The organism is Caulobacter sp. GW821-FHT10E02, from assembly GCF_059415225.1.
On sequence record NZ_JBWKMV010000005.1, the window covers coordinates 186,848 to 203,615 of the forward strand.

At 68.2% G+C, this 16,768-nt stretch carries 10 protein-coding genes; 4 read left to right on the forward strand and 6 right to left on the reverse strand.

Going from position 1 to position 16,768, the window contains the following annotated elements; genetic code table 11:
- Positions 1-127: 127 nt before the first annotated feature.
- Complete coding sequence (locus AC07NI_RS23550; protein WP_494623679.1) at positions 128-817, reverse strand: c-type cytochrome; 690 nt, start codon at positions 815-817, stop codon at positions 128-130.
- Positions 818-983: 166 nt separating this feature from the next.
- Here AC07NI_RS23550 and AC07NI_RS23555 point away from each other — a divergent pair, with 166 nt between their 5' ends.
- The 3 genes from AC07NI_RS23555 to AC07NI_RS23565 all read left to right on the forward strand — a co-directional run bounded on the left by AC07NI_RS23555 (position 984) and on the right by AC07NI_RS23565 (position 3,171).
- A complete protein-coding gene (locus tag AC07NI_RS23555) occupies positions 984-1,724 on the forward strand; it encodes a 3-deoxy-manno-octulosonate cytidylyltransferase (protein WP_494623681.1) in 741 nt (246 codons plus the stop codon).
- Positions 1,721-2,569 carry a prephenate dehydratase gene (locus AC07NI_RS23560; RefSeq protein ID WP_494623683.1) on the forward strand — a complete coding sequence of 283 codons (849 nt, stop codon included), beginning with the start codon at positions 1,721-1,723 and terminating at the stop codon, positions 2,567-2,569. Before AC07NI_RS23555 ends, AC07NI_RS23560 begins: the two co-directional genes overlap by 4 nt.
- Positions 2,570-2,754: 185 nt before the next feature.
- Positions 2,755-3,171, forward strand: a complete 417-nt coding sequence (locus AC07NI_RS23565) for an MAPEG family protein (RefSeq protein WP_494623685.1) — start codon at positions 2,755-2,757, stop codon at positions 3,169-3,171.
- 142 nt (positions 3,172-3,313) lie between these two features.
- Here the strand turns inward: AC07NI_RS23565 and nadC are convergent, their stop codons facing one another.
- The 5 genes from nadC to AC07NI_RS23590 all read right to left on the reverse strand — a co-directional run bounded on the left by nadC (position 3,314) and on the right by AC07NI_RS23590 (position 13,719).
- Positions 3,314-4,171 (reverse strand): carboxylating nicotinate-nucleotide diphosphorylase, encoded by an 858-nt coding sequence (gene nadC / locus AC07NI_RS23570; RefSeq protein ID WP_494623686.1) that lies wholly within the window; start codon positions 4,169-4,171, stop codon positions 3,314-3,316.
- Positions 4,172-4,181: 10 nt separating this feature from the next.
- Complete coding sequence (locus AC07NI_RS23575; RefSeq protein WP_494623688.1) at positions 4,182-5,693, reverse strand: L-aspartate oxidase; 1,512 nt, start codon at positions 5,691-5,693, stop codon at positions 4,182-4,184.
- Between the two features lie 37 nt (positions 5,694-5,730).
- On the reverse strand, positions 5,731-6,819 hold the full coding sequence (gene nadA, locus AC07NI_RS23580; protein WP_494623689.1) for a quinolinate synthase NadA: 1,089 nt from the start codon (positions 6,817-6,819) through the stop codon (positions 5,731-5,733).
- A gap of 235 nt (positions 6,820-7,054) precedes the next feature.
- A complete protein-coding gene (locus tag AC07NI_RS23585) occupies positions 7,055-11,215 on the reverse strand; it encodes a beta strand repeat-containing protein (protein ID WP_494623691.1) in 4,161 nt (1,386 codons plus the stop codon).
- Between the two features lie 203 nt (positions 11,216-11,418).
- Positions 11,419-13,719, reverse strand: a complete 2,301-nt coding sequence (locus AC07NI_RS23590) for a TonB-dependent receptor (protein ID WP_494623693.1) — start codon at positions 13,717-13,719, stop codon at positions 11,419-11,421.
- A 515-nt stretch (positions 13,720-14,234) separates the two neighbouring features.
- Here AC07NI_RS23590 and AC07NI_RS23595 point away from each other — a divergent pair.
- Positions 14,235-16,768: beta strand repeat-containing protein (locus tag AC07NI_RS23595; RefSeq protein WP_494623695.1), on the forward strand; the 2,534-nt coding region annotated here is incomplete at its 3' end.

The following is a 16,768-nucleotide window of genomic DNA, read 5'->3' on the forward strand; positions in this document are numbered from 1 at the left end:
CCGGCGAGTCCGCAATCCACCCATAGCTGACACTCAAAACGACAGCTTCGGCGCTGTCTTCCAGGCAAACAAAAAGGCCGCGGAGCTTTCGCTTCGCGGCCTCTTCGAACTTCAGTGGCTGGAAGGCTTAGGCCTTCGGAGCAGCCGCCGGGGTCGCCGGAGCGCCGGCGGCGGGAGCCGCGGCGCCAGCGGCGGCCGGAGCAGCGCCAGCGGCCGGGGCGGCGGCGCCTTCGGCGGCCGGAGCGCCAGCCGCCGGAGCGGCGGCAGCGGCCGGACGCGGCGGCGGGACCGGCAGCTTCGAGCCGAGGCTGTGCAGGTAGGCGATGACCGCGATGCGATCTTCCGGCTTCTTCAGACCCACGAAGGTCATGTTGGTGCCGGGGACGTCCTTACCCGGGGCCTTCAGGAAGGTGTACAGCGCGTCGTAGTCCCAGATCGGGGTCTTCGCGGCGAAGTCCTTCATGGCGCCCGAATAGTTGTAGGCCGGGTGGGCGGCGGGCTTGCGGCCCACGACGTCCCACAGGCCAGGACCGGTGGCGTTGGCGTCCGAGGCGTCCAGCTTGTGGCAGGCCGCGCACTTGGCCGAGACGGCCTCGCCGGCGGCCACGTTGGCCGGGGTCAGGACGGCGTTCCAGTCGGGCGGGGTGTCGACGGCGGCGGCGCCGCCGGCCGATTCTTCCTGGACCGCGATCTCGTAGCCGGCCTTCTCGACTTCATGCTTCTTGAAGACGATGTCCGACGCTTCGCGGAGACCGAAGATTACGAGGCCGGTCAGCAGCACGCCGCCAGCGATCTTGTTGAACGTCAGGTCGCTCATTTCAGCCTAGTCAGCCTCTTGTCGGCCCGACCGAGGACGGGCTTGAAACCAGCGCGCCGGAATCGCCAGGACGAGTCCCCAACGCGCGTCATGTTGCGCTCGCGTCTCTTACACGCTACCGCCCCTCGCGCAACCGGTCCGCAAAGATTTGAGGCCCCTAACCGCCATGAACCCGATCGTCCTGATCCCCGCGCGCATGGCGGCGACGCGCCTGCCCAACAAGCCGCTGGCCGACATCGGCGGCGTCCCCATGATCGTCCGGGTGCTGAAGCAGGCGCTGGCGGCCGATATCGGCCCGGTGGCCGTGGCGGCGGGCGATCCGGAAATCGTCCAGGCCGTTCAAGCCGCTGGCGGCGTGGCGGTGCTGACCGACCCGGACCTGCCCTCGGGCTCGGACCGCATCCTGGCGGCGTTGGCAGAGCTCGATCCGGGGTTCGAGCATGACGTCGTGATCAACCTGCAAGGCGACATGCCGTTCGTCGATCCGGCCGTGCTCTCCGACTGCGCGCGGATACTTAAGGAGTTCGACGACGCCGACATCGCCACCGTCGTGGCGCCGGAAGCCTCGCTCGCCGACCGCTCGAACCCGGACGTCGTCAAGGCCGTGCTGGCCATGGAGGACGACGGCCAGAGCGGCCGCGCGCTCTATTTCACCCGCTCGACCCTCTATGGCGACGCGCCGGTGTGGCGCCACATCGGCATCTACGGCTATCGCCGCGAGGCGCTGATGGTGTTCAACGACGCCGCCCCCTCGGCCCTCGAAAAGCGCGAGAAGCTGGAGCAGCTGCGCGCCATGGAGCTGGGCCTGACCATCCGCGCGGCGGTGGCGCAGACCGCCCCGATCTCAGTCGACAATCCCGCAGACCTAGAAGCTGCCCGCCAAGAAGCTGGAAACCAGGCCCAATGAGCATCCTCAAGAAGATCGCCTTCCAGGGCGAGCCCGGCGCCAACAGCCATGAGGCCTGCCGCACCTATTTCCCGGAGTACGAGGCCTATCCCTGCGCCACGTTCCAGGAGGCGTTCGAGGCCATCAAGACCGGCGTCGCGCAGTTGGGCATGATCCCGATCGAGAACTCGATCGCCGGCCGCGTCGCCGACGTCCACCACCTGCTGCCGGCCTCGGGCCTGAAGATCATCGGCGAGCGCTTCAAGCCGATCCGCTTCCAGCTGATGGCCAACAAGGGCGTGAAGCTGGCCGACATCAAGGTCGTGGCCTCGATGCCGATCGCCCTGGCCCAATGCCGCAACAGCCTGCGCAAGCTGGGCGTGGCGACCGAGGGCGCGGGCGACACCGCCGGCGCGGCCAAGGCCCTGGCCCTGAAGCCCGACCCGACGCGCGGCGCGGTGGCCCCGGCCCTGGCCGCCGAGATCTATGGCCTCGACATCCTGGCCAGCGACATCGAGGACGAGCGCCACAACACCACCCGCTTCCTGGTGATGACGGCCGACGCCAACCCCACGCCGCCGCCGTTCACCCATCGCTGCGTGACCAGCTTCGTGTTCAAGGTCCGCAACCTGCCGGCGGCGCTCTACAAGGCCATGGGCGGCTTCGCGACCAACGGCGTCAACATGACCAAGCTGGAAAGCTACATGGAAGACGGCGCCTTCACGGCCACCTTCTTCTATGCCGAGGTCGATGGGCGGCCGGAGGACCGCAGCCTGGCGCTGGCCTTCGACGAGCTGCGGTTCTTCTCGGAGAAGTTCGAAATCCTGGGGGTGTACCCGGCCGATCCGTTCCGGGATCGCGGCTGAGTCACTGCGTCCTTCGAGGCCCGCTGCGCGGGCGCCTCAGGATGAGGAGCTTTGTACTGACGTCCTCATCCTGAGGTGCGCGCTCCTGAGCGCGCCTCGAAGGACGCACCCCCTCCCCGAACGTCACCCTTTCCGATATCGGCGTTCTCCAGTTACCCTCCTCGCAAAAGACGGGGAGGGTTCACATGGACAAGTCGATGATCGCGCCGGTGATGGCGCTGGTGGCCTGGTCGCTGCTGATCTGGGTGTGGATGTACATTCATCGCATCCCGGCCATGCAGAAGGCCGGGATCAAGCCGCAGGAGGCCCGGTTTCCGGGCTCGCTGGACAAGCTGCCCGACACCGCGCGGCAGGCGGCCGACAACTACAACCACCTGATGGAGCAGCCGACGATCTTCTACGCGGCGGCGCTGGCCATCCAGGTCGCGGGGCATGCCGATCCGATGGCGATGCATTTCGCCTGGGTCTATGTCGGGGTCCGCGTGCTGCACAGCCTGCTGCAGGTGAGCGTCAACCTGGTGCCGGTGCGGTTCCTGCTGTTCGTGATCTCGACCGGCGTGCTGGCGGCGATGGTGGTGCGGGAGCTGGTGCGGATTTTCTGAGACTGAAGATGCTCCCCCGCGTTGCGGGGGAGCTGTCGCGGAGCGACTGAGGGGGCTAGCTGGAGCGAGGCCGGGTTAGCCCCCTCCGGCCCTCCGGGCCACCTCCCCCGCATCGCGGGGGAGGAGCTTTGCGGTCTTGCCGCTAGTTGGCGTCGAGACCAATGTCCAAGACCGGCGCCGAGTGCGTCAGCGCGCCGACGCTGATCACGTCCACGCCGGTCTCGGCGATCGCGCGGACCGTGGTCAGGTTCACGCCGCCCGAGGCCTCCAGCACCGCGCGGCCATTGGCCAGGGCGACGGCGATCTCCAGGTCGCCGAGGCTGAAATTGTCGAGCATCACCACGTCGGGCCCGTGCTTGAGGGCCTCTTCCAGCTGGTCCAGGCCGTCGACCTCGACCTCGACCTTGACCAGGTGACCGGCATGGGCGCGGGCGCGGCGGACGGCTTCGCCGACCCCGCCGCAGGCGGCGACGTGGTTGTCCTTGATCAGGATGGCGTCATCCAGGCCGAAGCGGTGGTTGACCCCGCCGCCGCAGCGGACGGCGTACTTCTCCAGCGCCCGCAGGCCTGGCGTGGTCTTGCGGGTGTCGACGATGGTCGCGCCCGTGCCCTCGACCAGGCGGACATAGGCCCGCGTCAGGGTGGCGATGCCGGAGAGGCGGCCCAGCAGGTTCAGCCCCGTGCGCTCGGCGGCCAGCACGGCGCGGGCGTTGCCCTCGGCGCGGGCTAGGATCGTACCCGGCAGCACGTCGGCGCCGTCCGGGGTCACGACTTCGAAGCTCGCCGTCGGGTCCAGCGCGGCCAGCGACAGGCGCGCGCAGGACAGGCCGGAGACGCAGCCGTCCTGGCGGCTGGCCCAGACCACCGACAGGCGCGCGGCCGGATCGATACAGGCCTGGCCGGTGATGTCGCCGGCGCGACCCAGGTCCTCGGCCAGGGCGTGATCGACGATCGGGCGGACGAGGATGTCGTCCAGCGGGGTCACGAGATCGGCGGACATGGAAGTTCCTTCAGGCGGCTTGCTGGCGCAGCGCGTGCGCCGCCTCAAGCGTCACGAACGTCCGGACCGGTTCGGCCGCAGCCGGGAAGTCCGAGCGGAAGTGGCCGCCCCGGCTTTCGTGGCGGGCCAGGGCGCCTTCGACGATCAGTCGCGCGGCGATCAGGACCGGGCAGGGCGCATAGCCCGGCGCCAGAGTCTCGATCACCTCCAGCAGGCGGGTCAGGCCCGCCGCGTCGCGGATCACGCCGGCGTCGCGGCTCATGGCCTTGCGCAGCACCTGCAGGCTGGCGTCGGGCAGGTCGGGGTAGGGCGCCAGGCTGACCGGTTCGCCGCCTTGAGCATCCTCGGCGGTCGCCGCATGGCCGGCGCGGGCCCCGAACACGGCCGCTTCCAGCAGGCTGTTGGAGGCCAGGCGGTTGGCGCCCTGCACGCCGGTCGAGGCGCACTCGCCGGCGGCGTAGAGGCCGGCCAGGCTGGTGCGGCCGTCGAGATCCGTGGCCACCCCGCCCATGTGGTAGTGCACGGCCGGGACGACCGGGATCATCGCCCGGCGCGGGTCGATACCGCCGGCCATGCAGGCCTCGAACACCGCTGGAAACTCTTTCGGGAAGTGCCCGCCGACCGCCTGGGTGGCGTCGAGGAAGGCGCAGCGGCCGGCCTCGCGCTCGGCGTGGATGGCGCGGGCCACGACGTCGCGCGGCGCCAGCTCCATCGCCGGGTGATAGTCGGCCATGAAGGCGCGGGCGTCGGCGTTGCGCAGGATCGCCCCCTCGCCGCGCAGGGCCTCGGTGGCCAGCGGAGCGGGATCGCGGCCGATGTCGATGGCCGTGGGGTGGAACTGCACGAATTCCGGATCGGCGATGGTCGCGCCGGCCAGGGCGGCCAGGCCCAGGCCCTCGCCGCGCACTTCCTTGGGCGTGGTGGTGACGGCGTAGAGGCCGCCGATGCCGCCGGTGGCCAGGATGACGCTGCGGCTACGGATTTCCACGAGCGCGCCATCGATCTCGGCGAGGACGCCGACGATACGGCCGGTCTTGTCTTGCAGCAGCCGACGGGCGCGGGCGTTCTCGCGGACCTCGATGGTCGGGGCGGCGCGGACATTGGCGATGACGGCGGCCATGATCGCCGCGCCGGCGCCGTCGCCGCCGACCCGGGCGACGCGGGCCTTGGCGTGGGCGGCTTCGAGGCTGAGCACGAACTCGCCACCGGTCTTGCGATCGAACGGCGCGCCGAGGGCGGCGAGATCGCGCACGGCCTGCGGGCCTTCGCGAGTCAGCAGCTCGACGGCCTTGGGGTCGCAGAGCCCCGCGCCGGCGGCGATGGTGTCGGCGGCGTGCAGTTCGGGGGTGTCGTCACCGGCCAGCGCGGCCGCCATGCCGCCCTGCGCCCAGGCGCTGGAGCAGCCGGTGGCCAGCGGCGTCGGCGACAGCACCAGCGCCTTGTGCGCGGCGAGCGCGGCCGAGAGTCCGGCCAGGCCGGCCCCGAGGATCACGGGGCCGTCGAAATCTACGCGTTCGATCACTGGAAACGACTCCCTGGGGAGAGGGAAGAAAACGGGACTAGATCAGCTCGACATTCACGTGATGCCGCGCCTTCACCAGGTCGTACCGCGCGGGCACGGCAGGTGGCGGCAGGTCGATCATCCGCTGCACGGCCAGGCGCGCGCGGTCGAGGATGTCGGCGTCGACCGTCACCTCATATTGCTCGTAGACCAGGGCGTCGTGGATGTTCTGCAGGGTGATGCGCTTCATGTGCGGGCACATGTTGCAGGGGCCGATGAACTGGGTCGCCGGGCTTTCGGCCTGGACGTTGCTGGCCATCGAGCACTCGGTGATCAGCACCACCTGCGCGGGCTTCCGCTGAGCGACATAGTCGTTCATCGCGGCGGTCGAGCCGGCGAAGTCGGCGGCTTCCAGGATCTCGGCCGGGCACTCAGGGTGGGCCAGGACTTCCGCGCCCGGCCAGGCCGCGCGCATGTCGGCGATGTCGCTGGCGGTGAAGCGCTTGTGGACCTCGCAGTGGCCGGCCCAGGCGATGATCTTGACGTCGGTCTGGCGCGCGACGTTGCGGGCCAGATATTCGTCGGGGATCAGGACGACCTTGTCGACGCCCCATTCCTTGGCGGCCCACTCGACCACCTGCACGGCGTTGGCGCTGGTGCAGCAGATGTCGGTCTCGGCCTTCACGTCGGCGGTGGTGTTGACGTAGGTGACGACCGGGATGCCCGGATAGCGCTGCTTGATCAGCCGCACGTCGGCGCCGGTGATCGAGCTGGCGAGCGAGCAGCCGGCCTTGAGGTCCGGGATCAGGATCTTCTTCTCGGGGCTGAGGACCTTGCTGGTCTCGGCCATGAAGTGCACGCCGGCCTGGACGATGATCTTGGCGTCGCTCTTGGCGGCTTCCTTGGCCAGGGCCAGGCTGTCGCCGACGAAGTCGCCCACGCCGTGGAAGATGTCCGGCGTCATGTAGTTGTGGGCCAGGATGGCGGCGTTCTTCTCGCGCTTCAGGCGGTTGATCTCGGCGATCAACGGGGCCTGCGCGCGCCACTCCAGCGGGGTGACGTGGTGCTTGACCTTGTCCCAGATCCCGCTGGTCTCCGCCTCGACCTGGGCGGTGAATTCCAGAGGGGCGGCAAACCCGTCGGCCATTTGAATCTCCGTTATGCTCAAACTGAGCATTTCCAGGGCCTCAAAAAACGCCGGGGCCAGCTTGGGCGTTCCCGCCCTCGGCTTCCGGCGTCTAGGGTTATGCTGAAAGTGAGCATAACCGTCCCGTCACATATAGACCTTGCGGCGCGGATTGCAAACCCATCCGGTGCGGAAACGTGAAAAGGGCTGGCGGGCTCACGCCGCGCCTGCCCCGATGTCGTCCGATCGCGGACCGCTAGTGGAAGGTGATCTCGCCGCCCGAGACGGTGGCCAGGCTGACATCCAGCGCGCCCGCCACCCCGACCAGCCGCACCAGGCCGTCGGCGGCGGTGTCGAAGCTGCTCGAACCGCTCTGGTCCGCGACGATGTAGACGTCACCGTTCAGTTCGAACCATAGCAGCGTGTCGGCCCCGCCCTGACCGGCGATGGACAGGTAGCCGCCCAGGGTCGTCTGGCCCACCAGCTTCGCGCCCATGGACCCGGCGGTGTTGAAGTTGGAGAAGTTGAGCTTGTCGCCCGCGCCCAGGCCGGTGATCGATTCAAGGGTCGTCCCGCTGCCATAGCTTATAAAGATGGTGTCGAAGCCGGACCCGACATCGATGCTGCCGCCGCCGCTGTCGATCTTGATCCAGTCGTCGCCTGACCCGGTCTTGATCGTGGCGGTGGTCGGGGAGTTCGCCTCGAAGATGTTGTCGCCGTCACCCAGGTCGATGTTCGTGCCGCCATTGCCCAGGCGGACCTCATCGTCGCCTGACCCGGCCGTGACGACGCTGGCGTAGCCGATGATCCGGTTATTGCCGTCGCCGAAGTGAATGATGGCGCCGGCGTTGTTGTTGGAATTCGCGGTGAGGGTGTCATCGCCCGCGCCGCCCTCGTAGGTGACCACGCCGGTCGTCTGCGTGATGCTGACCTGGTTGGTCCCGTTGGCCGCGCCCTTGATCGTGATCGGGCCGGTGATGGCGCCGGCCGTCCAGGCGAAGCCGCCCTTGGTGATCCCGCTGGCGTCGACGCTGGTCAGGACCGTGCTGCCCAGCGTCAGGTCCACGCCGGCGTTGCCGCTGATGTTGACGACCTTCTGGCCGCCGGTCGTGATCTTCAGGATCTCCGTCGCCCCGGTCGGCGTCGTGCGGCCGTCGACGGTGGTGACGTTGAGGGTCTCGATGTCGGCGATGGTCAGGGTGTTGGCGAAGGTCAGGCCCGCGCCCGCGCTGTCGCTGAGCCTCAGGTTCAGGACGTCGTTGGCGCCGTTGGCGGCGAGGTTGACGGTGTAGCCCGCGCCCGCGTCGCTCAGCTCCAGGGTGTCGCCCGAGGTCATGCCGTTCAGGGTGAGCCCGGCGCCGTCCTCGGCGATGACGTAGTGGAGGCCCAGCGCGCCCACATCGATCGTCTGGTTGCTGACATTGGTCAGGTTCAGGCGCTCGAAATTGACGATCTTGCTGGCGAAGGTCCCCGAGCCGGACGCCGTCACGGCGTCGGCGGCGGTCATCATCACCGTGTCGCGCGTCCCGCCTTCTCCGTCGATGGTCGCGGTCAGGGCCCCGATGCCGGAGCCCAGCATCAGCAGGTCGTCGCCGCCGCCCAGGGCGATGGCGCCGCCCTTGGTGGTGGCGGTCAGCGAAACGAGGTCCGAGCCCGAGCCGCCGGTATAGGTGATGACGCTGGCCAGGCCGCCCGAGGTCACGACCGAGTTGTTGGCCGTGGCCGAGCCCGTGATCGTGATGGCGGCGGCCGCGCCCTGGAGAGTCAGCGCCAGGCCGCCCAGGGTGATCCCGCTGGCGTCGATGGTGTGCAGGCCGGGGCCGCTGCCGTTGGTCAGCGTCAGGCCGGCATTGCCGGCGATCACGATTTCCTGGGTGGAGGCCGTGTCGAGGGTCAGGGATTCCCGGACGCCCGACGGCGTCGCGCTGCCGTCCACGGTCGTGATGTTGACGGTTTCGACCTGGTTGGCGCGCACTTGCCCGAAGTTCAGGGCGGCGCCGGCCTTGTCGTTCAGGACGAGGTTCAGGGTGTCGCTGGCGCCGCCGAAGGCTCCCTGCACCAGATAGTCGAGCCCGCCGGCCGCGAAGGTCAGGGCCAGCGTGTCGCCCGGGTTGAAGTCGTTCAGGACCGTCTGGCCAATGGCCCCAACGCTGCCGCTGACCAGCGTGACGTAGTGGAAGTCACCGAGATCATCGAGATCAACCGTGAGGTTCGTGACGTCGCTGATCTCCAGGCGCTCGAACCCGCTGAGGCTGCCGGCCAGGTTCGCGCCCGCGGCGGTGATCATGTTCACGCGCAGGGCGTCGGTCGTGCCGCCGCCGCCATCGGTCGCCGCGCCGATGGCCGTAGCGCCCGGGGCCAGGATCAGGAGGTTGTTCCCGCCACCCAGCGAGATGGCCTGGCTGATCGTGGTCGAGCTGAGCGTGACCGTGTCGTCGCCCGCGCCGCCGGTGAAGCTCGTGCGGGAGGCGTCGATCTTCACCGCGGTGGCGCCGGTGGTGGCCAGGGTGCTGACCGAGGTCAGGCCGGTGGGCGCCGACAGGTCGCCGCTCAGGCCGGCGGCGCCGGAGACGGCCACCGTCGTCAGGTCGGGCGCGGTGAGGCCGGTGAGCTTGAGCACGCCCTGACCGCCGAGGCTGAGCGTCTTCAGCGCGGCCATCTGCAGGTCGATCGCCGAGTCCTGGGCGCCGTGGGTGAGGTTCACGACCTGGTAGACGCCTTCCTCCTCGAAGTCGCCGTGCACGTCGTTGAGCGTCAGGTTCAGGGTCGTGACGGGCGCGGCGACGGCGTCGTCGTTGTCGATGTGGATGTCGGTCCCGTGCGAGGCCTTGAGCGTGGTCAGGGCGCTGCCGTTGATCCCGAGGCCGCTGCCGCCGAAGCCGGAGACCTCGACGGTGGTGATCGTGCCGGCCAGGGTCGTGGTGTAGTTGACGTCGCGGACGGTGACGGTGGGGCCGTCGAGGGCGCCGTGGACGCCGTTGTCGGCGATCGGCGTGGGGGCCGTGACCTTGACCGTATGCGCCGCGGCCGAGGCGTCGATGAAGACGGTGCCCATGGTCCGGGTCGAGCCGGTCGAGCCGGTGGCGTTCCCGGTCAGGGTGATGTCGATATTGGCGCCGTCGGTGATGGTGATGTTGCCGGCGTTGCCCGCACCCGTGACGGCGCGGGTGATCGCGATGTCGCCCTTGGCGCCCAGAAGCACGATGTTGCCCGACGTGGAGCCGGTGATGTCCAGGGTGATGTCGTCGCCATTGAGGATGGTCACGCCGCCCGCGCCCACATTCGAGACGGTCGCGTTCACGTCGGTGGTCGAGCGCGCCGTGAGGGTGGTGGCCCCGGCGGTGGTGGCGTTCAGCCTAGTCAGGCCGGTCCAGCTGGTGGTGTTGGCCGTCAGGCCGCCGGTGTTGCTGATATTGGCGGTCTCGATCCCGGTGATCGTCACGCTGGGCAGGGTGTAGGCGCCGCCCGTGGTCGCCGTCAGGTTCAGGACGTCGACGCTGTTGAGGCCGTCGAGGGTGTCGCCCGCCGTGAAGGTCAGGTGGGTCGCGGTGAAGGTGTCGGGGAGGACGTCGCCGGTCAGGTTGTCGAGGCCGGGGGTCAGGACCAGGCTGAGGCTGGTGGTCGGCGGTTGTGGCGGCGGCTCGTTGCCGGGCAGGGTCGGCGCGTTGTCGACCGCGTGGCCCGTGCCCTCCGAACCCGCGCCCTTGTGCGGGGCGTAGGTCTGGGTGATGTCGGTGTTGTACTGGACCGCGCCCATGGCCAGGGCCAGCATGAAGTTGTTGGTCGCCCCGGCGTAGATCCCGACATCGGCCTTGATGGCCTCGGCCAGCAGATAGGCGGCGGTGGCGGTCTTCAGGGCCAGGTCGGTCTGCTGCGGCGTCGAGCTGGCGGTGATCATGCCGGCGCTGGTCGCCGAGACCTGGATCAGGTCCTTGCGGCCGATGATCAAGGCGATCGAGACGGCGGGGTCGAGCCCCGCGGCCCGGGCGTAGGTCGCGCCGATGATCGTCTCGTAGATCGAGGCCACGAAGTCGGCATAGCTCATCGCCCCGTACTTGGCGGCGAAGGTGGTCGCGGCCTCGCCCGCCAGGGCGAGGTTGGCCGCGAAGTTCATGAAGCGGTTCTCGAGATTGAACTTGGCGTAGTAGGCGTCGTTCAGGTCGGCGCCGTTGATCGTCGAGTTGATCAGGTAGTCCAGGCCGGCCTTGGTCGGGCTCTTGCCGGTGAAGAACTGGTAGGACAGCACGGCCACGGCGGTGGTGCTGTCGGCGCCGTTGAGCACGGCGCTGATGGCCTGGGCGTCGGTGAACGAGGCGTTGGTCAGCAGACCCAGATTGGTCGTGGTCGCGTTGTTCGGCGCGATGCCGTCCTGCACCGCCGTCCAGGCCATGGTCAGTTGCTTGAGCGTATAGGCCATCGCCGTTCCCCCACGCGCGGCAGGCTCTCCGTCCCGCCGCTTTGTGTTAACTAACAACGTTCTATGACGCGACGACGGGTGCGATGTAAAGTTGCGATCCGCGCGGGACGTTCGTTTTCCGGGCAAAAAGAAACCCCGGAGCTTGCGCTCCGGGGCGAGAAAGGGTCCGGCCGGGGATAGTCGGCCGGACGGGGAGGAAACGGTTACTTCAGCTTGGCGCTCAGCGAGACGCCGACGATGCGGGGCTCGTTGTAGACGGCGGCCATGTAGTTCTCGATCACGCCCTTGAGGTTCTTCTCGTTCGTGATGTTGCGGCCGAACAGGGCGATCTCGTAGCCCTTGTCGAGGTTCTCGTAGCCCAGCTTCAGGCCACCCTCGAAGCTGCCCTTCGAGTAGAACTCCTTGGTCTTGTAGAGCACGAGGTTCGTGTAGCCCTGGACGTTCCAGTCGGTCGAAACGAACACGCGACCGGCTTCGCCGACCGGGATGTCGTAGCGGCCCGTGAAGTTCAGGTTGTACTTCGGGGCGTTCGGCAGCGGCTGGCCGTCGATCTGGGCGAAGGTGTTGGCGCCCACCTTGATCGTCGGGTTTTCGACGGTGCAGACCACGATGCCGTTGAGGGCGCAGACCTGCGCGTAGACGCGCTTGTCCTTGATCTCGCTGTGCAGGTAGCTGGCGCCGGCCGTCAGCAGCAGGTTGCGGACCGGACGCCACTCGAGGTCGGCCTCGACGCCGTAGGCCTTGGCCTTGTCGGCGTTGAACAGCACGCCGTTGCCGTTGCTGTCGTTGCCGTTCAGCTGGATGTTCTTGACATCATAGGTGAAGGCCGAGGCGTTGAAGCGCAGGGTGTTCTCGAGCAGGAAGCTCTTGAAGCCGACTTCGTACGACTGGATCGTTTCCGAGTCGGCCGTGGTGAAGTCGGCGTTGAACACCGCCGAGCGGCCCTGGATGGTCGGGCCACGGAAGCCCTTGGCCGCGCGGGCGTAGACGCTGACGTCCTGATTGACCTGGTAGTTGGCCGACAGGTCCCAGCTGACCTGCTCGTCCGCCAGGCGGACATAGCGGCGGCCGGTATAGGTCGAGACGTTGGCGGCGTTGTTGGAGGTCTTCACCAGGACGGTCTTCTTGGCGTCGTAGGTGTCACGCAGGCCGCCCGTGATCGTCAGGGCGTCGGTCAGCTGGTAGCTGACCTGGCCGAACACCGCCCACGAGGTGTTCAGGTTGTTCAGCAGCACGTAGTTGTTGGGGTTGTAGCCCGCCGAGGTCGGCAGCAGGAACACGCCGCGCTGGGCGAACTCGGTGTTGTCGCGCGAGTCGAAGTACAGGCCGCCGACCTGCCACTTCAGCTTGCCTTCGCCGTTGCTGGCCAGGCGGATTTCCTGGGTCAGCTGGTCCAGGTCGTGGACGCGGCCTTGCGATTGGCCAAAGCCGTTCGGCACGCCGCCGACCGGGAAGTTGGCCGCCGCGCCGCCGTCGGTGTCGCCACGGCTGTAGCCCGAGGTGTGCTCGTAGGCGCTGATCGAGGTCAGGGTCACCGGGCCGAAGTCGTAATCGACGTGGGCCGAGATGCCTTGGGTGTCGTAGGCCTGCGGGTTGTTGTTGGCTTCGTCGAAGGCGACCTGGTCGCGCGGCGCGCTGCTCTTGTTCGAGCCCTTGGTCAGGGCCTGACGCAGGAACAGGGTCGAGGTGCCGGCATATTCACGGGCGTGGGCCGAGACCAGGACCGACAGCTTGTCGTTCGGCTTGGCCAGCACCTGGATGCGGGCGTCCTTTTCGCTGAAGCCGCCCATGGCGTTCTTCTGCGGGGTCTTGGTGCCGTCGGCGCTGACGCCGGCGAAGGTGTTGTCCACATAGTCGTCGCGGTGCTGGTACAGCACGGCGGCGCGGAACATCAGGCCGGGCGCGATCGGGCCGCCGACGCCGCCGTCGAAGGTGGTCGTGCCGTAGGTGCCGTACGAGGCCGAGAAGCGGGCGTTGAAGTCTTCGCTCGGCTTGATGGTGTCGAACTTGACGATGCCGGCGGTGGTGTTGCGGCCGAACAGCGAGCCTTGCGGGCCGCGCAGCACTTCGACCTGGCCGATGTCGAACAGCGGGTTCGACTTCAGGACCACGTGTTCCATGATCACGTCGTCATGGATGATCGACACCGGCTGCGAGGCGCCGAGGTAGAAGTCGATGTTGCCCAGGCCGCGGATATAGAAGCGCGGGAAGATCCGGCCCGTGGTGGTTTCGGCGTAGAAGCTGGGGACCTTGCCCGACAGAGCGAGGATGTCGCTGCCGTCGGCGGTGATGGCGCGCAGCTGGTCGCCGGCGACGGCGGCCACCGACAGCGGCACCTTCTGCAGGTTTTCCGAGCGACGCTCGGCGGTGACGACGACTTCGTCCAGCGCCGTCGCGGCGGTTTCGTTGGAAGCGACCTGCTGGGCGTGGGCGGCGCCGGCGATCAGGGTCGCGGCGGCCGCGCCCAGGAGCAGGGCGAGCTTGTTGGTGTGGGTAGTACGCATGGTGTTGAGAGACCCCTGGTTCGCGGCCTTTGTGGCCGTCTAGGACGCGCCGGCGGCGAGGGAGGGAGGCCACCCCGCGCCCGAGCGCTTCCGCGCTATAGAGGGGAATCGATGTCAGTTCAGTGAAAGATTACTTACTTTTCCGGGGTGTTGCGCGGGCGCCATCATGGTGGGCGCTGGAGCGGGCATGGGCGTCCATTTTTTGAACCTCGGCGTGGCGACCTCGAAGGCGCCAATCGTCCGCCCCATGATCATCGCGTCATCTGGTCGCGGCGACAGGCCTAGTGACACTCAGAGCGCCAACAGCCATTGGGCGTAGGCAGGCCCGCGATCGCGCGGCCCCGTCGCCGACGTCACGGCGTTAGGGAAAAAAAGATGAATCAGCCGTTTTCCTTGCCGCGAAAAAGGGTTTTCGCCTGAAGCAGCCTGCGTGCTGGTCAGCGCTGCGCCTCCTTTACCCGTTAGTGTTGTGGCGTAGGCCTTGGCCGGCGTCTGAGTTGGTCAGGAGTATTGGCATGCCTACGTTCGATTTCAGCAGCGGCGTCATCACCGCCGACAACGATCCCAACAGCGGGACCCCCACGAACACGGCCTCTCAGAAGATCGGCTCCGACACGCTGACCGTGACGGTCGACGCCCCCAGCACCGCGGCTCTAGTGGTGATGGATGAGCAGGACTTTTTCAGCGCCGACATTCCCAATCTCAACGGCAAGGCCCTTGAGACGACGTTCGACGCCTTCGCCAATTCGATGACGCTGACGTTGGACAACGGCAAGGTCTTTGACCTGACCAACCTCAAAATCATCGACGAGGCTGGTAACAAGACCAACTTCACCTTCACCACCAGCAAGGGAGACGTGACTGTGGTGGTGGACTCGTCTCAGAACGAGGCGGTGCCCCTGACGTTTACCGACGCGAAATTGCAGGGCGTGGCCTGGGTCAAGATCACCCAGCAAGGCCCGGGTCCCAACATGCTCACCGGGTTGGATGACGTCGTCCTCACCAACATCCACGCCCCCAATACCGCGCCTACCTTCGTCAGCACCAATACGCCGATGTTGGTGGCGCAGAACGGCGTCAGCGCCGCCGGCGTCCTGGGCGACCTGCTGCACGTGAGCGACGTCGACAGCGCCCAGACCGAGACCTGGAGCCAGTCCGTGGCGCCCGGCCACGGCACGTTGAGCTTCACCAGCGCCACCGCCAACTCGGGCAGCGCCGACATCACGTCCGGCGGCTCCATGAGCTACACGCCGACGGCGGGCTTCGCCGGGACCGACACCTTCACGGTGAAGGTCTCTGACGGCACGGACTTCGTCACCCGCCAGATCACCGTCAAGGTCGGCCCCGCGACGCCTGGCGCGCCGGACCTGACGACGGGCACGGACACCGGCGCCGCGCTCCTCTCCAACGCCAACAAGGACAACATCACCGGCGCCGCCTCGCTGAGCTTCAGCGGCACGAGCGCGGCCGGCGACAGCGCCAGCACGGTGCGGGTGTTCCTCGACACGGACGGCAACACCACCTACGACATCGGCACGGACAAGACGGCCACGGCCACGCTCTCCAACGGCAGCTGGACCGTGAGCGGCCTGAGCACCGCCGGCCTCGCCGACGGCGACTACAATATCTACGCCGAAGTAAAGACGGCGGACGCGACCCTGACGAGTGCGACCAGCACCGCGCTGGTGGTGCACATCGACAAGACCGCGCCCACCCAGACGGTGAGCGGCCTGTCGCTGTCGGCCGACACGGGCGCTGGCGGCGACTTCATCACCAAGACGGCCGCGCAGACCGTGTCGGCCACGCTCAGCGGCGCCCTGGGCGGCGGCGAGTACCTGTACGGCTCGCTCGACAACGGCAACAGCTGGGTCGACATCAGCAGCAAGGTCAGCGGGACCGCGGTCACCTGGGACGGCGTCACGCTGAGCGGCAGCGACACCCTGAAGCTGAAGGTCGTCGACGCCGCCGGAAACGAGGGCACGGCCGCCAGCCAATCCTACATCCTCGACACCACCGCGCCCTCCACGCCGTCGACGCCGGACCTGGTTCCCGCTTCCGACACCGGGGCGCTTAGCAACGACAACCTCACCGACGACACCACGCCGACCTTCAACGGCGTGGGCGAGATCGGATCCACCGTCAATCTCTACGACACCGACGGCACGACCCTGCTGGGAAGCGGCGTCGTCAACGGAGCGGGCAAGTGGCAGGCCACCGCGTCGACCCTTAGCGGCGGCTCGCACACCATCACCGCCAAGGCCACCGACGTCGCGGGCAACGTCTCGTCGGCCAGCTTCGGCCTGACGGTCGACATCCACACCGTCAACACCGCGCCGGGCGGCGACGTGACGATCAGCGGGACCGCGACCGACGGCCAGACGCTGACGGCCAGCAACACCCTGACCGACGCAGATGGCCTGGGGACGATCAGCTACCAGTGGCAGTCCGACGGCTCGGACATCGTCGGGGCCACGGCCTCGACCCTGACCCTGGCCTCGGCCCAGGTCGGCCACGCCATCACCGTCGTCGCCAGCTACACCGACGGCTTCAACCACGCTGAATCCATCGCCTCCTCGGCCACCAGCAAGGTCGGCGCCCTCAACCAGGCCCCCGGCGGTTCGGTGACCATCACCGGCACGGCGACCCAGGGCCAGACCCTGACGGCGGGCAACACCCTGACCGACGCCGACGGCCTCGGGACCATCAGCTACCAGTGGAAGTCGGACGGCGCGGACATCGTCGGGGCCACGGCCTCGACCCTGACCCTGGCCCAGGCCCAGGTCGGCCACGCCATCACCGTCGTCGCCAGCTACACCGACGGCCTGAGCAAGGCCGAGTCCGTCGCGTCCACGGCCACCGGCTCGGTCGCCAACATCAACGACGCCCCCGGCGGCGCGGTCAGCATCACCGGCACGGCGACGCAGGGCCAGACCCTGACGGCCAACAACACCCTGACCGACGCCGACGGCCTGGGGACCATCAGCTACCAGTGGAAGTCGGACGGCGCGGACATCGTCGGGGCCACGGCCTCGACCCTGACCCTGGCCCA